Origin of the sequence: Nesterenkonia salmonea (assembly GCF_005771525.1) — a bacterium.
Classification (GTDB): Bacteria; Actinomycetota; Actinomycetes; order Actinomycetales; family Micrococcaceae; genus Nesterenkonia; species Nesterenkonia salmonea.
Map to the genome: position 1 here is coordinate 51,402 of NZ_VAVZ01000004.1, position 16,590 is coordinate 67,991.

Below are 16,590 nucleotides of genomic sequence, written 5' to 3' on the forward strand. Positions count from 1 at the left end.
TGTTCAGCGGACTCCGATAGTGTTGAGCCATCTTTGAAAGTTTTTGAGCTATAGGAGCCGCACCGTGGACAAACTGATCGAGAAGGGCCTCACCCTTGGCATTTCTTTGGGAGCCGGCTTCGTGGCGTCCAAAGTCTTCGACTTCGCATGGGAGCAGGTCACCGGCGAGGCGCCCCCGAAGAATGATGAGGTGGATGCAGTCGACATCAAGCGCGCCCTGGTCTTCGGCGTCACCTCTGCGGCAGTCAGTGCTGCAGTTCAGGTGCTGTCCCAGCGTGGAGCCAAGGCGAGTGTGCGCAAGATGAGCAGCTCTTTCGGAGCTAAGTCCGAGGTCTGAGGCTAGAGAGCCTTTTTGCCGTCACGGCCTAACAGATAGGCCAGGCTGATACCGGACAGCACAGCGCTGCCGAAAGCGAACGCCGAGGCGACCGCTGGTTCACCAGTGATCGCAACGATTCCGGCCACGGTTGCCAGAATGGCAATTGCTCCAAAGGCGAGTTTCAGTATCATGTCTCTACCTTAGTCGTCTTTGACTTCCCGGCGCACCCCACGTTGTCGAGACAGCCGGTCCACTGCGCTGGCCAGTTCGTCATCTGCAAGCAGGTCAGCCCGCATGTGCTTAGTCCGGTAACCTGCCCGGCCTACGACGTGGGCGCTGACTGGAGCGGTGAGGATCATCAAACCCCAGGCCAGCAAGGCGATGGCGACCCACGACCAGGAGCGCCACATAATCGCCGCAGACAACACCAGCATCAGCAGGCCGAGCACCTGAGGTTTCGTGGCGGCGTGCATGCGCGAATGCAAGTCGGGGAAACGCACGAGGCCGATTCCGGCGGCCAAGGACATCAGACCGCCGACGAGCATGAACACTGCCGCTGTTCCGTCGAGCACGGTGTCGAGAGTCATTGAGCACCTCCTGGTCCTGGCTTGTTGTCCGTACCGTCATCCGGGCCGTCGGGGCTGCTGCCAGGTGGAGGTTCGGTGGCGTCGTCGTCCTGTTTGCGTTTGGGGACAAAGCCGGAGCGTGCCAGGGCAGCGAACCAGGAGGTTGATTCGTCCTCCAGCAGGGTTCCTCCATGGGGCAGCGCGCCGGATCCCCATGGAGACTTGGGGGTTTCGGGTTCCGAGGCAGGTTCATCGGTGAGGGCTCTGGCTTGTTCCTCCGTGCGGCGGATCAGGTCTTCGGAGTCCGGTTGGCGGACTGCCACGTAGCGGGCAATTGCCACCGCACCGAGGAAGCCGATCACAGCGGTGACCACCACAAACAGGATGTAGTCCGTTGAGCCGCTGTAAGCCATCTCTACCAACATCACGGATCCAACGATAATGAGGATGACGTCAACGCTGATGACCCGGTCCAGGACTGAGGGTCCCTTATAGACCCTGTAGACCGCGCAGAGCACGCCAAGCGCCAGCAGAAACTGGGTGATCCAGTACGAATAGTCCAGTAGCGTCACTGTGTTTCCTCTCCTCGCGGCTCGCTCGTCGGAGCCGCGAAGGGAGTGTCTCGCTGAGTCTTCGAGAGTCCCGCTACTCGGCCCAATCGTGTTTCAGCCTTCACCACGGCCAGATCCGAGCGGCTGCCGGCCGTCCGGATAAGCAGCGCCTCAGTCCGCAAGGCATCCTGCCTGATTCGCTCTGCTGCATGGTCGTCGGTGACGTTGAGGGCATGGAGGTACAGCGTGGCTGTGGTGCGGTCCACGTCGATCACCAGCGAACCGGGAACCAAAGCCAGCGCGTGACCAGTCAGGGTGATCATGAGATCGTCATGGCTGCGCAGCTGGATGGCGATGATGGAGTTGCGGATTCGTGGGCCCTTCACCACCGCTAACCATGAGACCTGGAAGCTTGCGAGCACCATTTTGGAGAGGAACCGCACTAGGAACACCGCGCCCCAGAAAAGGTTCACTCGGCCGGTCCCGCGCAGGGGCGGCAGGTAGAAGACCCGCACAAGAATTGTGGCGTAGACCAGGCCGATCAGAAAGGTGCCGATCTCAAAGCTCTGCCAGACTGCCATCCAGAACACCCCGAGGAACAGGATGAGAGGAAGGTCCAACATGAGCGGGGTCTTGGGCCGGCGCACTACTGATCCCCTCCTTCGGCGGGGTCGGCCTGCTCGTCGATCTCAACCCTGGTGAAACCTCGATCATCGGTCTCCATATCCGGCTGCAGGGAGGTCCGCACCGGGGCGAATTCAGCTGCACCGTCGTCGTCGGTGTCTAGGTCGATCACATAGCCGGTGGTGAATTCTACGAGCTCGTCACGCACACCATCGACACGGTCCTCCCCCAGAACCGCCTCCAGGTAGGGAGTCCGTTCGTACATGTCCTGGGCGGCGGCGCGGGAGAAGTTCATCAACGGTCCGGCGAACACTGTGAATGCCAAGCTCATCGCCACCAGCAGAGCGGTGGGGGCGACCATCGCGGCGGGTAGAAGGCGCTTATTCGCCGCACGGGCGTGGGCGAGTGACTTTTGGATCAGGATGCGTTCGGGCTTCTCCACATCTTCTGCCTTGCGCCAGAACCCACGGGCCCAGATGCGGGCCACCGCGAGGAGCGTCAGCAGAGACGTCAGTACGGAGGCGAACACCAGGGTCCAGGTGATCCACGTGTTCTCCGCAATACCGCCCTGCATCATCCCCAGTTTGCCTACGAATCCTGAGAACGGCGGTATCCCGGCCAGGTTCATAGCAGGTAGGAAGAACAGGATGGCCAACACCGGGGAGATGCGCGCCAGCCCGCCGAGCTTATCCACATTGGAGGTCCCGGCGCGCCGCTCAATCAGCCCGGTGACCAGGAACAGCGTGGTCTGGATGGTGATGTGGTGGGCCACGTAGTAAATGGTGGCGGCCATCCCGATCACACTGCTCAACGCCAGTCCGAACACCAGATAACCGATATGGCTGATCAGGGTGAAGGAGAGCATACGTTTGATGTCCGACTGCGCCAAGGCACCGAGAATGCCGACGATCATGGTCAGCGCGGCCACCACCATGAGCACGGTATTGATCCGCTCCCCCGGGAACAGCAGCGTCTCGGTGCGGATCATGGCGTAGATGCCCACCTTGGTGAGCAGACCGGCGAACACTGCGGTGACCGGCGCTGGCGCGGTGGGGTAGGAGTCCGGCAGCCAGAAAGCCAGTGGGAAAACAGCCGCCTTGATGCCGAAGGCCACCAGGAGCATGACGTGGAGCATCAGTTGCGTGCCGTGATCGAGTTCGGTGATCTTCAACGCCAGGTCGGCCAAGTTCACTGTGCCCGTCGCGGCGTACATGAGCCCGATGGTGATGAGGAACAGCATCGAGGACAGGATCGAGACCACCACGTAGGTCACCCCGGCCCGGATACGCGCCTCACCGCCACCGAGGGTCAGCAGAACATACGACGCCGTGAGGAAGATTTCGAAGCCCACATACAGGTTGAAAAGGTCACCAGCGAGGAACGCATTGGAGACCCCAGCTACCAGGATCAGGAAGGTCGGGTAGAAGATCGAGACGGGGCCCGAGTCGTTCTTCTCCTCGGCGGCGCCTTGTCCCACGGCGTAGAGCAGCACTGCCAGGGTGATGATCGAGGAGACGACGAGCATCAGTGCGGCGAACCGGTCGATCACCATGGAAATGCCAAACGGGGCGGGCCAGCCCGCCAGCTGCACGGCGTGGGTGCCTCCGTGCCACACCTCAGACAGTAGGACGATCTCCAAAACAACGGTGATGATGAGGGCGCCGATAGTGATGGCCTTCTGAGTCGCCTGGTTGCGATAGAACGCAAAGGCGAAAGCCGCACCGAAGAACGGAATGAGCACCGCCAGCGGGACGAAGTTGACTACATCAAACTGCATCAGCTCTCACCCGCCTGATGCGCATCACTGCTGGAGGTCGGCTCCTCGGACGCCTCACGATTCCGCTCAGCGGGGTTGACTGCGCGCACGGATCCGGTGACTGGGTCAACGGAGTCAATGAACTCTGAGGTTTCGGTGCCGACGTCGTCGTCCTCTTCGGGGTCATGAGCACCGATTGTGGTGGCCACCCGGCGATCCTCCTCGTCATCGGTCACCTCATCCTGGCGGGCGATCACCCAGGAGCGGTAGATGAGCGCCAGAAGTATGGCGACCATGGCGAAGGCGATGACGATCGCCGTCAGCAGCAGCGCCTGCGGCAACGGGTCCAGGTATTCTTCTGCACCCAATCCGTCCCTGACGATGGGACTTTCACCGGCGCGCCCGGCAGTCTGGAGGATCAGCAGGTTCACGCCGTTGGAGATCAGAATGATGCCGAGTAGGACACGTGTCAGCGATCGTTCCAACATCAGGTAGATGCCGATGGCCAGCATCGCGCCCATCACGATCAGCAGAGTGAGGTTGATGGTCACCGTGCCACCCCCAGTGAAGTCTGGGAGTGGATACCGTGGCCCAGCGAGGTGTCCCTGCGGTGGTCCTGCTCGCTGCGGACATCGATTTCGGAACCGAGACTGCGCAGTACGTCAACGATGAGACCGATCACCACAAGATAGACGCCGACGTCGAACAGCACAGAGGACACCAAATGATGCTCGCCCAACACGGGGAGGTAAAGATCGATGATAAAACTCTGGAAGGCCTGACCACCGAAGATCAGCGGCATCACACCGGTGAAGCAGGCCACCGCCAAGCCCCACCCCATCAGCGCTCCGGCCGAGAAGGGAATAGCGGCTTCCAGCTCGTAGCGGCCACCTGCCAGGTATCGCAACACGAAGGCTAGTCCTGCCAGCAAACCTCCGGCAAAGCCGCCGCCCGGTGTGTTGTGGCCAGCCAAGAGAAGGTAGACCGAAAGCAGGATGATCGCGTGGAACATGAGCCTGGTGACGACTTCGAAAATAATCGACCGGTGCTCGGGCGCCAGGGTCCGCCCAGCCACCAGCCAGGCCTCCCGGGCCACGGTGGCGAAGCTGCGTGCGACCTGAACCTCTTTGGCTTGTTGCGGAGACAGAGCCCTATCTGAGAGCACGCGCCCGACTGAGCCAGTTGGCACCTCATGCAGCTCTCGGCGCTGCACATCACGGCGTTTGACGAAAATAAGGCTCGCCACGCCAGTGGCAGCCGCGGCAATGACAGTGATCTCACCAAAGGTGTCCCAGACGCGAATATCGACCAGGGTGACGTTGACGATATTGGCGCCGTGGCCGACGTCGTAGCTCATCCACGGGTACTCCACGCTGACGGGATTCGCTACGCGACGGTCCATCGCAATTGCCGTTGCGATCATGACGATCAGCCCAAATCCTGCACCGAGCAGCGCCCTGCCTGCCCGGAATCGGGTGGGGTTCTGAGTCCAAATTCCTGCAGGTAGTGTGCGCAACGCCAAGACGAACACCACAAGGATGATCGACTCTACGAGGAGGAGGGTCAGTGCCAGGTCTGGTGCGCCTTGGAGCGCAAACTGGCCAGCGATCCCCCACCCACAGAGACTGACCATGAGCACTGCCATGAAACGTTTTGGAGCCCACACCGCACCGAGACCGCCGGCGATGATCAGCGCCCCGAGCACAACCTGCATCGGGCCTTCGGCGAGAATGATGTGATTCGGGATGGTGTGGCCAGTGAAGGCCACCACTCCGGCCGGGACCCCAGTGGCTACGGCAACGATAATGAAGAGGTACCAGCCGAGGGATCCACGTTGGGTCTTGGATGTAACCCATGCGGCTAAGTTGTCGAGGCCGCGGATGTTCGCACGGTAGAGCCGTTCAGCATCCAACGCTGACGGAAGTGACCGCATCACGCCCTCACTCCGGCCGCGCAGCCAGAATAGCCCCAGACCTAACCCCCAAGTCAGCACTGACAGGGCTAGCACTGGGGTGAGGCCGTGCCACAGGGCGAGGTAAGTCGGCTCCACGGCGGGGTCGGCTGGATCGAACATGGCGGCGAACGGCTCGATCAGGTGCTGCAGGGGCTGCGGGGCCACCGCGAACACCACCGTAGCTGCTGCCAGTATCGCCGGGGCTGCGAGAAAAACTGCGTCTGGCTTGCCATGGAATGTGGTGGGCCGCAGGACTTTACCGGCTTCGGCGTGGCCCGCAGGGTGGCGCTTGGTCGCGAAAGTGCCCCACAAGAATCGAGCGGAGTAAGCCACGGTGAGCGCCGAGGCGACCACAATGCCGCCGAGCACCAACCAACCCCATACTCCGTTGATCTCCGCGTATCCGTAGAACGATTCGAAGACCACTTCCTTGGCCACGAAGCCGAACAGCGGCGGCAGCCCCGCCATGGAGGCGGTGACGATCACTGAAACGATGAACAGCGGCTTCTGTGCTGCCCCGATCCCGGAGAGCGCGCGCAGATCACGAGTCCCCGTCTTGTGGTCGACGATTCCGACCACCATGAACAGTGCAGCTTTGAACAGCCCATGAGCGAGCAGCATGGCGATACCAGCCAGGGCAGCGTCCTGTGTGCCGAGCCCATTGACCATGATGAGGAAGCCCAGCTGGGACACTGTGCCGTAGGCGAGGATAAGTTTGATGTCTGTCTGACGCAGGGCGCGATAGGCGCCGACCAGCATGGTGATCAGTCCCAGGCCGAGTACCAGCGGGAGCCAGAATGCGGTGTCGTGGAACCCTGGTGCGAATCGGGCGACCAGATACACCCCGGCCTTCACCATGGCAGCCGCGTGGAGGTAGGCAGACACTGGGGTGGGTGCGGCCATAGCGGCTGGGAGCCAGAAGTGGAACGGGACCAGGGCCGACTTGGACACAGCGCCGATCAGGATGAGCACCATCGCGATGTCCACTGCTGTGCCGGTCAGCTCATCGGATGAGGCGAGGATGTCGGAGAGCCTGTACGAGCCAGCGAGCTCACCGATCCACAGCAGCCCTACCAACATCACGAGCCCTCCGAGGGTTGTCACCACCAGCGCTTGGATGGCGGACCGACGGGCGAAAATGCGGTGGGCGGAGTAGCCGATGAGCAGGAAGGACAGGACGGTGGTGAGTTCCCAGAAAATGAACAGCATCACCAGGTCATCAGAAAGGACCAGACCCAGCATGGAGGCTGCGAAGGCGAACAGCTGAGCAGCGAATGGGCCCGCGCCTCGCTCAGTGGCCGGGAAGTAACGTGCACAGTAGAGCATCACGGCAGCGCCCACACCTGTGATGAGCATGGACATCACCAGGCTGAGTGCGTCCATACGGAAGGCGAGTTCCACCCCGAGTTGGGGGATCCACGAGAAGACCTCGGCCGGTGGCGCATCGGGCGCTCCGATGAGAGCACCCTGGTCTGCTGGGAGGATGTCAGGCAGGTAGACGAAAGTCCACAAGAAGGCGGCTGTGAGGACCCCGGCGAGGAGGTAGAAGGTCTTACGTCCCCACCAGGAGAAGAACACTGGGGTAAGGACACTCACTGCGAAGAGCACAGCAAGAGCGATGATCACAGATTAACCCTTCCAATCCCCAGTACCGAATTCTCCTTATCTTAACAGAGAGGGAGTACGATTCGCCCCATGAGCCGCACCACAGAGCCCGTCAAGCACGCTGTGCGTGCCGGGGACGCCCCCGCCTCTCCCGAAGAGCCGCTGAACAAGTCCCTCATTGCCAAATGGAGCTTGTGGTCGTGGGGAAACGCCACAGTTTCTGCGGTGATGACCACGTTCGTGTTCGGCACATACCTCACCTCACCCGTGTTCGATCCAGCCGGGCTGCCAGAGGGCGCCAGCCCTGGAGACCGCGGCGCGCAGTACCTGGCGGTGGCGACCGCAGTGGCCGGTGCCGTGGTGGCGCTGACCGCGCCGGTGATTGGCCAACGCACGGATAAAGCGGGACGCCGGCGCCTGTGGCTGACGCTGAACACCGTCATGGTGATCACTATGGTGGCGCTGTGCTTCTTCGTACGGCCAGAGGAGGGCTACCTCCTGCTAGGCGTGACGCTGATGGCACTTATGGGCATCTTCGATGAATTCGCCAACTTGAACTACAACGCGATGATCACTGATATCTCCGACCACGATCGTATGGGTCGGGTATCTGGGATCGGTTGGGGTGCAGGCTATATGGGCGGCATCGTGCTGCTGTTGCTGGTCTATGTCGGCATGATCGAAGGAGACTGGCTAGGAATCGGCAGCGACGATGCGGTCAACATCCGAGCTGTCGCTCTGGTCGCAGCCGCCTGGCACCTTCTGTTTGCCCTGCCGTTGCTGCTGACAAAGCTGAAGACTGCCGACAAGCATGATGTTCAGGACAAGGTGTCCGTGGCCGAGTCCTACCGCAGGCTCTTCCGAGTCATCGGTGGCCTGTGGCGTGAGGACCGCAACACTTTGTGGTTCCTTCTCTCCTCCGCGATATACCGCGATGGACTCTCCGCTGTCTTCGTGTGGGGAGCAGTTCTCGGCGTGCATGTGTACCGGATTGAGGATGCGAACATTCCGTTCACCGAAATGGCTGGAAGCGTCTTGCTTTTTGGTGTTGCCGGCAATGTGGTGGCCGCCCTGGGGGCATTCATTGGCGGGTGGTTTGACGACCGGCTCGGGCCCCGTAGGGTCATCGCGATCAGCCTGGGGAGCTTGCTGGGCATCGCTGTGCTCCTGTGGATTTTCGTCGAACCCCGAGACATGGGGCCCGTATCGCTGTCCCCGGTGGGCGCATTCTGGCTGTTCGGGCTTCTGCTGTGCGTGTTCGTCGGACCCGCGCAGGCCTCTTCCCGAGCGTTCCTGGGACGCCTCGCTCCGCCGGCCCGGGCAGGGGAACTGTTCGGCCTCTATGCCACGGCTGGTCGCGGATTCTCGTTCTTGACCCCAGCGTTGATCGGTCTGCTGATTTTTATCTTCGGCGGTCAGGTGATGGCCATCGTTGGCATCACCATTGTGCTTTCAGTGGGTCTGCTACTCCTGCTGGTCAAGGTTCGGGACCCATCAGGTCCGGCGAAGATGTACGACCACTCCGCAGCCCGCTAGGCCAGGAACAGAGCGACGGCGACCATGGAGGGGATCCCAAGGATCGTGGTCACCAGCACCGTGTCGCGGGCAATGGTTTCCCCGGTGCCGTAGCGTACTGCGGCTACCAGAACGTTCTGCGCCGTAGGCAGCGAAGCCATCACAACAGCGGCCAGCAGCATGAGACCGTCCATGCGGAAAACGAAGGCTGCAATGACGTAGGCGAGCAGTGGGTGCAGCACCAATTTGATGGACACGGCAATAAGCACATCACGGCGGCGGCCGGACGCTTTGTCCAGCGGGTGCGAGCCGACGAGCGATAAACCGAAGGCAAGCAGCATCAGTGGAATGGACGCCCCTGCCAGGAGCTCTACAGATTCGTGAATCTGCTCCGGGAGCCTCCAGTTCTGCCATGAGAAGATCAGCCCCAGTGCGCATCCGATGATCATCGGGTTCCCCAGTGTTTGGCCGAGCCGGCGGAGAACCTCAACACTGGCGCGGGGGCGAACCCGCGACGTCGAGCGTTTTCCCGCAGTGAGCTGGTCAAGCAGACCAACGTAGATGGGGGCGTAGAGAGCCAACTGAAACATCACGATGGGCGCAGCGAGGCTGATGTCTCCCAGCACATAGGCGGCAATGGGGAACCCCAGGTTGGCGGCGTTGACCAGTGAAGCGCTCATCCCGCCAATGACCAGATCGGCCCCTGAGCGGCCGCGCAGGAAGAATCTTCCGAAGAGAAAGAACAGTCCGAGCATCGTGAAGGCGCTCAGGGCAGCGACTGCGAATTGCGGTCCCAGGACTTCGCGAATGGGCGACTCAGAGATGGTGAGGAACAGCAAGCAGGGTGAGGCGACGAAGAAAGCCACCCTGGAGAGAACTACCCGCGCCTCCGGTCCAAGGACTTTGATGCGGCCCAGCACATAGCCGACCGCGATGATCATCCAGACCACAGCAAATCCGGACAATACTGCCGCCATGCACATCTCCTCCGGTCAGGGGCTTCAGGGGTTGGGAGAGCCTTTTGCAGGCACCCCCGCACCACCCTACGCCTGCCTGGATGCGGTCACTGCTGGTAATTTGGGTCCGTGCTGCTTTCCGATAATGATATTCGTGCCGCGATCGACGTCGGCCGCATTCGTCTTGATCCGTTCGATGCGGAGATGATCCAACCCTCCAGTGTCGATGTGCGCCTAGAGCGCATGTTCCGACTTTTCGACAACCACAAGTACGCTCATATTGACCCTTCCGTTGAGCAGAGTGACCTCACCCGCTTGGTGGAGGTCGACCCGGATGAACCGTTCGTGCTGCACCCTGGTGAGTTCGTCCTGGGGTCCACCTATGAGGTTGTGACACTGCCCGACGACGTCGCAGCCCGTTTAGAAGGCAAGTCTTCACTGGGCCGTTTGGGGCTCCTGACGCACTCCACAGCAGGTTTCATTGATCCCGGTTTCACCGGACAGGTGACGCTGGAGCTCTCCAATATGGCCACACTGCCCATTAAACTGTGGCCTGGGTCGAAGATCGGGCAGCTGTGCTTCTTCAAGCTCTCTTCGCCCGCATCCACCGGCTATGGTTCAACAGCCCATCAGTCGCGCTACCAAGGCCAGCGTGGGCCCACTGCTTCGCGCAGCCACGAAAACTTCCACCGGACGATCATCACGTCATGAGCGATATCCCTCAGCACTCCTCACCTCGTCACACCGGCCATGGGCCGGTGCCGAACCTTTCAGCGGATGCTGATGAGCACCCTGATTTTGTCCATGAACGCTCTGCCCCCGAGGACGACCAAACCTCCCGTCCCGGCATCGTCGCTGTGGCAGGGTGGGCGGTGGGCCTCGTGGTAGCGGCTGTGGCAACCGTTGTCGCGGTATGGCAGGTCAACGAGCATTTCTACGCGCCCGATGCGACAGCCGAAACCTACTGGGATGCTCTCAGCGCTGGTGAAGGCGCGGAGGCGCTGAGCCTGTTCGAATCAGTGCCTGAGTTCGCCCAGAACGGCGAGGTCGACAACCTGCTTCTGACCGGTGCGCCGCTGAGCCGTTCCGCTGAACTGATCGAATCCGCTGAAGTTGCCGAAACCGGCGACGGCGCCGAGTTCAGCTTCACTGCCGGGGAGGACACCTACACCACCGAGCTGCCGGTGACGCATACCGGAACCTCTTGGGGTTTCTTTGACGACTGGGAAATCGCTTCCGCCGGGATCACCTGGTTTGAGGTGGACGTCCCCGGCGCACGCCAGGGCGGAATCGGGCAGGTCCAGGTCAACGGTGAACCGGTTAATTTGGACGAGGAGACGGCTCAGCTCTCTGCCTACGTTCCGACGGTCGCCGAGATCAGCATCGACACCCAATGGCTGACCGGGGCCACCACCCATGTTGTCACGGCTGCCGATGGCGGTGACGCCGCCTCAGCTGAGCGCGTGACCATGGAACTTGAGGCCTCTGAGGAGGCTGCCCAGCGCCTAGAGGAAGAACTCGCCGCCTATTTCGACGACTGCGACCAGCAGGTGCTGATGCCCGCCGGCTGCCCAGTGGGCACCACCACACCACATCGGGTTGACCCGGACACCATCAGCTGGAATTTCCCCGAAGCCGAAGAGTTCTCCCTCACTTTCGACGCCGAAGGGTGGGAAATCACACACAACGAACTGGTGGCAGAAGCCAGCTTTGACGCCATCCATCACCACACTGGCGAGCAGCTGAACGAGACAGAACAGGTGCCGTTCGACCTCGACATCCAGATCGGTGCCAGCGGTGATGACCTGGTGGTCTCCATCAACGGAACCACGCCTTAGACTTAGGCCCCGTGGCTAGAGCAAAGATCGAAGAACGCGATCCTGCGGAGCTGAGGTCAGCGCCCGACCCCGAGGTCCTCGAATCCAAGGGGCTGAACTCTGTTCAAGTTTCCGAACGACTCCAACTTCAACTGGCCAACGTCCAGCCACACACCACGTCCCGGTCAATCGCTGAGATCCTTCGAACCCACTTGATGACCCTGTTCAACCTCATCATTGCGGTCTGTGCCGTCATCATCATCCTCCTGGGACGTTGGCTGGATCTACTCTTCGCCATTGCCGCGGTCGGCAATGTAGTGATCGGGCTCGTCCAGGAATACAGCGCCAAACGGAAACTCGATGGTATTGCCCTGCTTCATCAGGACCGCATCCGGGTGCTACGTGACGGAATGATCATCCAGATCCACCGTGAGCAGGTGGTTCTCGACGACGTGCTGGAGCTCCGCCGCGGTGACCAAGTCCCAGCGGACGGGGTCGTTCTCTCCAGTAATGACCTGGACATCGATGAGTCCATGCTCACCGGTGAGTCTGTTCCTGTCGCAAAACGCCGTGGGGACGGCATACTTTCCGGCACGGCCGTGATCGCCGGCTCCGGCAGGTTCGTGGTCACGGCGGTCGGGGAGAGGGCTCATGCGGTGAAGCTCACTACTGCGGCTAAGAAGTACCTCAAGATCAATTCTGAGATCCGCCGCGCGCTGGAGCGCATCGCATTCTGGCTGTCGATCGTCCTCATTCCGATCACGGCGGTGGTGTTCAACGGTCAGATGCTGGCCAATGGTGGATGGCGGACTGCTTGGGCCACCGGGGAGTGGCGTGAGGCGCTCGTCACCGCCGTGGCGTCTATCACCGCTATGGTCCCCCAGGGTCTGGCACTGATGACGACAATTGCGTTCGCGGTTGCGGCGGTGAAACTGGCCCGCCACCAGGTGCTGATACAAGAACAGCCGGCCGTGGAGATCCTGGCGCGTGTGGGCGTCGTGTGTTTGGACAAGACGGGAACTCTTACTGATGGGACCATCGTGTTCCACGGTTCAACGTCCCTGGACCCGGCCGGACTGCCAGTGGGCTGGGAACGCAGCACCAGAGCGCATGCGGTGCATTCGGCGGATGGAGCGGAACCGTGGCAGCAGGTCCTGGCGCATTTCGGACATGACGAGGCTGCCAATCCCACGGCTGCGGCCCTCACCGTGCCCTTTACCGCCATACCCGCACACCGGCCCGCTTATGCCGTGCAGTTTTCTTCAATGCGCCGCTGGTCCGCTGTGACCTTCGGCGAGGATGCAGGCCGCTTGGCCGGGCACTGGGTCCTTGGAGCCCCAGAGATCCTCAAGGATGCCCGAGTCGCCTCAGAAGTGGACGTTGATCAACTTCTCCGCCATACCGATGGGATCGCCGCTCAGGGCCTGCGCACCCTTCTTCTGGCGCACGCCCCGGTGGTCGGCCCACTGGACGAGGCAAACACGGTTCCGCTCCGGAAGGGCCAGACGCTGCCACCTCAGTTGAAGCCTGTGGCTCTGGTGACGTTCAAAGAAAACGTCCGGCGCGACGCCGCCACCACCTTGGAATATTTCCGGGAGCAGGAAGTCAGCCTCAAAGTGATCTCTGGGGACAACCCCAAGACAGTTGCCGCGGTGGCCCGTGAGGTGGGTCTAGAGTTCGAGGGCGAAGGTATTGATGCCTCCAGCTTGTCCGCTGACCCTGACGTGCTGAGATCCGCGGTGGCCACACACAACGTTTTCGGCCGGGTCACCCCGGAGCAGAAAGCTGCCATGGTGGAGGCGCTCCAGGCCAATGGACATGTGGTCGCAATGACTGGTGACGGCATCAACGACGCTTTAGCCGTGAAGAAGGCAGACCTGGGCATCGCCATGGGCTCCGGCGCGCCAGCAACGAAGGCCGTGAGCCGGATGGTGTTGCTCGACGGAAAGTTCTCACGGCTTCCTTCCGTATTGGAGGAGGGGCGGAAGGTGATCGCCAATACTGAGCGGCTGGCCAATCTCTTCCTGGCTAAGACCGCCTACGCGATCGTTCTGGGGCTGTTTTTTGCTCTCGCGTTTTGGCACTTCCCGTTCATTCCCCGTCAGTTCTCCACGGCAGACTTCATCATATTGGGTCTTCCTGCCTTCGTGCTGGCGGTCATGCCCAGCGTTCAGCGGTATCGGCGCGGGTTCCTCAAACGCTCGGCTATGTTCGCCATTCCTACGTCTGTGGCGATCGTGATGAGTTTGATTGCGGTGTCGGCCTTCGGACGTCGATTCGGCGACTCCGCCTCTGAGATCCAAACTGCAAGCTTCATTGCGTTGACGCTAGTCGGCCTATGGGTTCTCAATACGGCCCTTCGTCCGCTGACCATTCCCAGGGTGACCCTGATCAGCTCCATGTACGTCCTGCTCGGACTGGTTCTGCTCGTGCCGATCTCCCAGCAGTATCACCTGTTCGCCCTGCCGACAGCTGAGCTGCTGGCCGCCACGTTTGTTGCCTCACTGGCCGGATGCGGACTTGTTGAACTCGGACACCGTGGCTACGTAGCCTGGGTGGAAAAGCCCAGCCCGTCAAGGGGGACTTCAGTGATCCCGGCTGCCCAGCAGTGAGCAGCCCCTCCCGTTCCCCCACGATGGTGGTGTCCTAGAGTGGCTCGTATGTCTAACCGAGCCTCTGGCAACCTCATGCTGTTGGCGACCGTGCTGCTGGTGTCGGCGAACCTGCGTCCAGCGATCACCGTGGTGGGGCCTCTGATCGAACGAATCGGTTCTGACACGGGGCTGAGCCCGTTGGCGCTTGGCGCCTTAGGTTCTGTGCCGATTGTGGCTTTCGGGATCATCTCTCCGTTCGTCCACGTCCTGGGCAGACGTTTCGGGCTGGAACGGACGATATTCGTCTCTCTGCTGCTGCTGGCCGCAGGGACACTCCTGAGGTCGGTCCCCGGCTCAGACCTGGTTCCCCAAGCGTTGACACTCTATGCCGGAACCTCGATCCTTTCTGCAGCCATTGGTGTGGGCAATGTGTTGGTGCCCGCGGTGGTCAAGCGTGACTTTCCGGACCGGGTTCCGTTCATGACGGGGGTGTACACCGCAGCTCTTGTGGGAGCTGCAGCCATATTTTCAGGTGGGGCCGTCCCCCTGGCTGATGCTCTTGGGTGGGAACTCGCATTTGCAGTTCCGGCGATCTTTGCTCTATTGGCGGCTGTCGGGTGGGCACTGCGAAAGAAGCCGGCGCCTGATCAGCGTGATACTTCCTCCACTCGGCTGGTCGGAGCCGGGCTGCCGACGACGCTCTGGCGGCAGCCTCTGGCCTGGCAGGTGACTCTCTATTTCGGGCTGCAGTCCACATTGTTCTACACCCTGCTCACGTGGTTTCCGGCGATCCAAACCTCTCATGGAATCAACGAGGCTTCTGCGGGACTGTGGCTCGGGCTGTTCCAGGCTGTGGGCGTCGTCGCCAGTCTTATCGTCGGCCAGATCATGCAGCGCACCAGGGATCAACGGGGAATCTCAGCGGTGGTGGTTGCTTTCATGCTGGTGGCCCTGCTGGGGATCATTGTCGCGCCTGGGCTCATGCCGCTGTGGGCCCTGTGTGCTGGCACCTCGACTGGCTGTTCCCTGCTTCTGGCCCTGACGTTCATCTCGTTGCGCGCAGGCAGTCCACGCCAGGTTGGCAAGCTCTCTGGGATGGCCCAGGGAGTCGGATACCTTCTTGCTGCGGCCGGACCTGTGCTGGCTGGGGCGCTCTACCAGGTGGTCGATTCGTGGACACCGGTGTTGTGGTGTGCTTTTGCCCTGGCGTTGGCCCAGGGGGTCTTCGGTCATTTCGCTGGCCGCAACGTTCATGTGGAGTGATGGTTCAGTCTCTGTGGGACGGGAATAGGCGCAGCGCGGCGAACGCTGGATAATTTAGGCTGAATTGCCTGAATCTTCACGAAAGTGAGCACTTATGCTGAGGACGATGCTGGGCGGGAAAATACACCGCGCCACAGTGACACATGCCGATTTACACTACGTAGGGTCCGTCACTGTCGACGCCGACCTTCTGCGCGCCGCCGGGATTCTTGAGGGAGAGAAGGTCGACATTGTCGACATCACCAATGGCGCGCGTCTGTCGACCTATGCCATCGCCGGGGATCCGGGCTCTGGCGTCCTGGGAATCAACGGCGCCGCGGCGCATTTGGTTCACCCTGGTGATTTGGTCATCATCATGTCTTACCTTCAGCTCGACGACGCCGAGCTCACCCTGTACGAGCCGAGGGTGGTCCATGTAGACACCGACAACGCCATGGTGCGTCTCGGCGGGGACCCAGCTGAGCCTGTTCCTGGGTCACATGACCAGCTCGACCCTCGTCTTGCGACCCGAGCCTGAGGTTCACTCGCCGAAAATCAGGGCCCTCTCAGGGCAAAGTAAGGGCATAACCCCCGTGACAGCGCCGGGTCGGCACGGCTAAGTTGGAACTATCCAACGCAGGACGTATTCGGAAGAAGGAGCACATCATGGGATTGCTTTCACTGGGAGCTGGAGTTGCCATCGGTTATCTGATCGGCACCAAGAAGGGTCAGGACCGAGTCGACGTCGGGATTGAGAACGCTAAGAAGTCCGCTCAAGAGGCGTGGGAGCGCGAGGAAGTCCAGGACTTTGTCTCGATGGCCTCTGACACTGCCACTAGGGTGTCGCACGAAGTTGCTGAAGGTGCTAAGAAGGCAGCTAAGTCTGCGTCGGGGGCTCTGCGGAAGGCCGCGGACAAAGCCGACGAGGCTCAAGAGATGATGACCGATATCGTCGATGAGGCTGAGGACATCGTGGAGGCTAAAGCCCAAGAGTTCAGTGGGGACGACTCCAGTGGCGGTGCCGGCTCTTCGGGCACCGAACAAGGGGACACCAAGAACTGAGTCTCGCCCTGCGAGCTGGCTGACTTAGC

At 61.3% G+C, this 16,590-nt stretch carries 16 protein-coding genes; 8 read left to right on the forward strand and 8 right to left on the reverse strand.

All coding sequences use genetic code 11. The features are described from left to right. The first annotated feature begins 64 nt into the window (after positions 1-64). Positions 65-337, forward strand: coding sequence for a DUF4235 domain-containing protein (locus tag FEF26_RS02150; protein ID WP_166432876.1), 273 nt, complete (start codon positions 65-67; stop codon positions 335-337). Positions 338-339: 2 nt separating this feature from the next. Here FEF26_RS02150 and FEF26_RS15645 read toward each other — a convergent pair whose 3' ends face one another. Genes FEF26_RS15645 through FEF26_RS02180 form a run of 7 tightly spaced genes read right to left on the reverse strand, consistent with a single transcriptional unit; the run spans position 340 to position 7,396 of the window. Further along, entirely contained in the window at positions 340-510 is a 171-nt protein-coding gene (locus FEF26_RS15645) for a hypothetical protein (protein ID WP_166432877.1), read from the reverse strand. 9 nt (positions 511-519) lie between these two features. Then, entirely contained in the window at positions 520-906 is a 387-nt protein-coding gene (gene mnhG / locus FEF26_RS02155; protein WP_138251898.1) for a monovalent cation/H(+) antiporter subunit G, read from the reverse strand. After that, entirely contained in the window at positions 903-1,457 is a 555-nt protein-coding gene (locus tag FEF26_RS02160; protein ID WP_138251899.1) for an MrpF/PhaF family protein, read from the reverse strand. Before FEF26_RS02160 ends, mnhG begins: the two co-directional genes overlap by 4 nt. Further along, entirely contained in the window at positions 1,454-2,083 is a 630-nt protein-coding gene (locus tag FEF26_RS02165) for a Na+/H+ antiporter subunit E (protein WP_243730356.1), read from the reverse strand. The genes FEF26_RS02160 and FEF26_RS02165 overlap by 4 nt, the downstream gene beginning before the upstream one ends. Next, the gene (locus tag FEF26_RS02170) at positions 2,083-3,837 is read right to left on the reverse strand and encodes a Na+/H+ antiporter subunit D (RefSeq protein WP_138251900.1); all 1,755 of its coding nucleotides are present in this window, start codon (positions 3,835-3,837) and stop codon (positions 2,083-2,085) included. The genes FEF26_RS02165 and FEF26_RS02170 overlap by 1 nt, the downstream gene beginning before the upstream one ends. Beyond that, entirely contained in the window at positions 3,837-4,367 is a 531-nt protein-coding gene (locus tag FEF26_RS02175; RefSeq protein WP_138251901.1) for a Na(+)/H(+) antiporter subunit C, read from the reverse strand. The genes FEF26_RS02170 and FEF26_RS02175 overlap by 1 nt, the downstream gene beginning before the upstream one ends. Next, positions 4,364-7,396, reverse strand: a complete 3,033-nt coding sequence (locus FEF26_RS02180; RefSeq protein ID WP_138251902.1) for a Na+/H+ antiporter subunit A — start codon at positions 7,394-7,396, stop codon at positions 4,364-4,366. Before FEF26_RS02180 ends, FEF26_RS02175 begins: the two co-directional genes overlap by 4 nt. 69 nt (positions 7,397-7,465) lie before the next feature. Between FEF26_RS02180 and FEF26_RS02185 the strand changes: the two genes are divergently transcribed. Beyond that, positions 7,466-8,911, forward strand: a complete 1,446-nt coding sequence (locus FEF26_RS02185) for an MFS transporter (protein WP_138251903.1) — start codon at positions 7,466-7,468, stop codon at positions 8,909-8,911. Here the strand turns inward: FEF26_RS02185 and FEF26_RS02190 are convergent. After that, the gene (locus tag FEF26_RS02190) at positions 8,908-9,867 is read right to left on the reverse strand and encodes an AEC family transporter (RefSeq protein WP_138251904.1); all 960 of its coding nucleotides are present in this window, start codon (positions 9,865-9,867) and stop codon (positions 8,908-8,910) included. The two genes, FEF26_RS02185 and FEF26_RS02190, sit on opposite strands and share 4 nt — an antisense overlap. Positions 9,868-9,975: 108 nt before the next feature. Here FEF26_RS02190 and dcd point away from each other — a divergent pair, with 108 nt between their 5' ends. The 6 genes from dcd to FEF26_RS02220 all read left to right on the forward strand — a co-directional run bounded on the left by dcd (position 9,976) and on the right by FEF26_RS02220 (position 16,561). Then, a complete protein-coding gene (gene dcd, locus FEF26_RS02195; protein ID WP_138251905.1) occupies positions 9,976-10,557 on the forward strand; it encodes a dCTP deaminase in 582 nt (193 codons plus the stop codon). After that, entirely contained in the window at positions 10,554-11,684 is a 1,131-nt protein-coding gene (locus tag FEF26_RS02200) for a hypothetical protein (RefSeq protein WP_138251906.1), read from the forward strand. The genes dcd and FEF26_RS02200 overlap by 4 nt, the downstream gene beginning before the upstream one ends. An 11-nt stretch (positions 11,685-11,695) precedes the next feature. Then, entirely contained in the window at positions 11,696-14,275 is a 2,580-nt protein-coding gene (locus FEF26_RS02205) for an HAD-IC family P-type ATPase (protein WP_138251907.1), read from the forward strand. 48 nt (positions 14,276-14,323) lie between these two features. Next, positions 14,324-15,520 (forward strand): CynX/NimT family MFS transporter, encoded by a 1,197-nt coding sequence (locus tag FEF26_RS02210; RefSeq protein ID WP_138251908.1) that lies wholly within the window; start codon positions 14,324-14,326, stop codon positions 15,518-15,520. 94 nt (positions 15,521-15,614) lie between these two features. Next, on the forward strand, positions 15,615-16,037 hold the full coding sequence (gene panD / locus FEF26_RS02215; RefSeq protein WP_138251909.1) for an aspartate 1-decarboxylase: 423 nt from the start codon (positions 15,615-15,617) through the stop codon (positions 16,035-16,037). A gap of 128 nt (positions 16,038-16,165) precedes the next feature. Continuing rightward, positions 16,166-16,561 (forward strand): hypothetical protein, encoded by a 396-nt coding sequence (locus tag FEF26_RS02220; RefSeq protein WP_138251910.1) that lies wholly within the window; start codon positions 16,166-16,168, stop codon positions 16,559-16,561. Positions 16,562-16,590 lie beyond the last annotated feature (29 nt).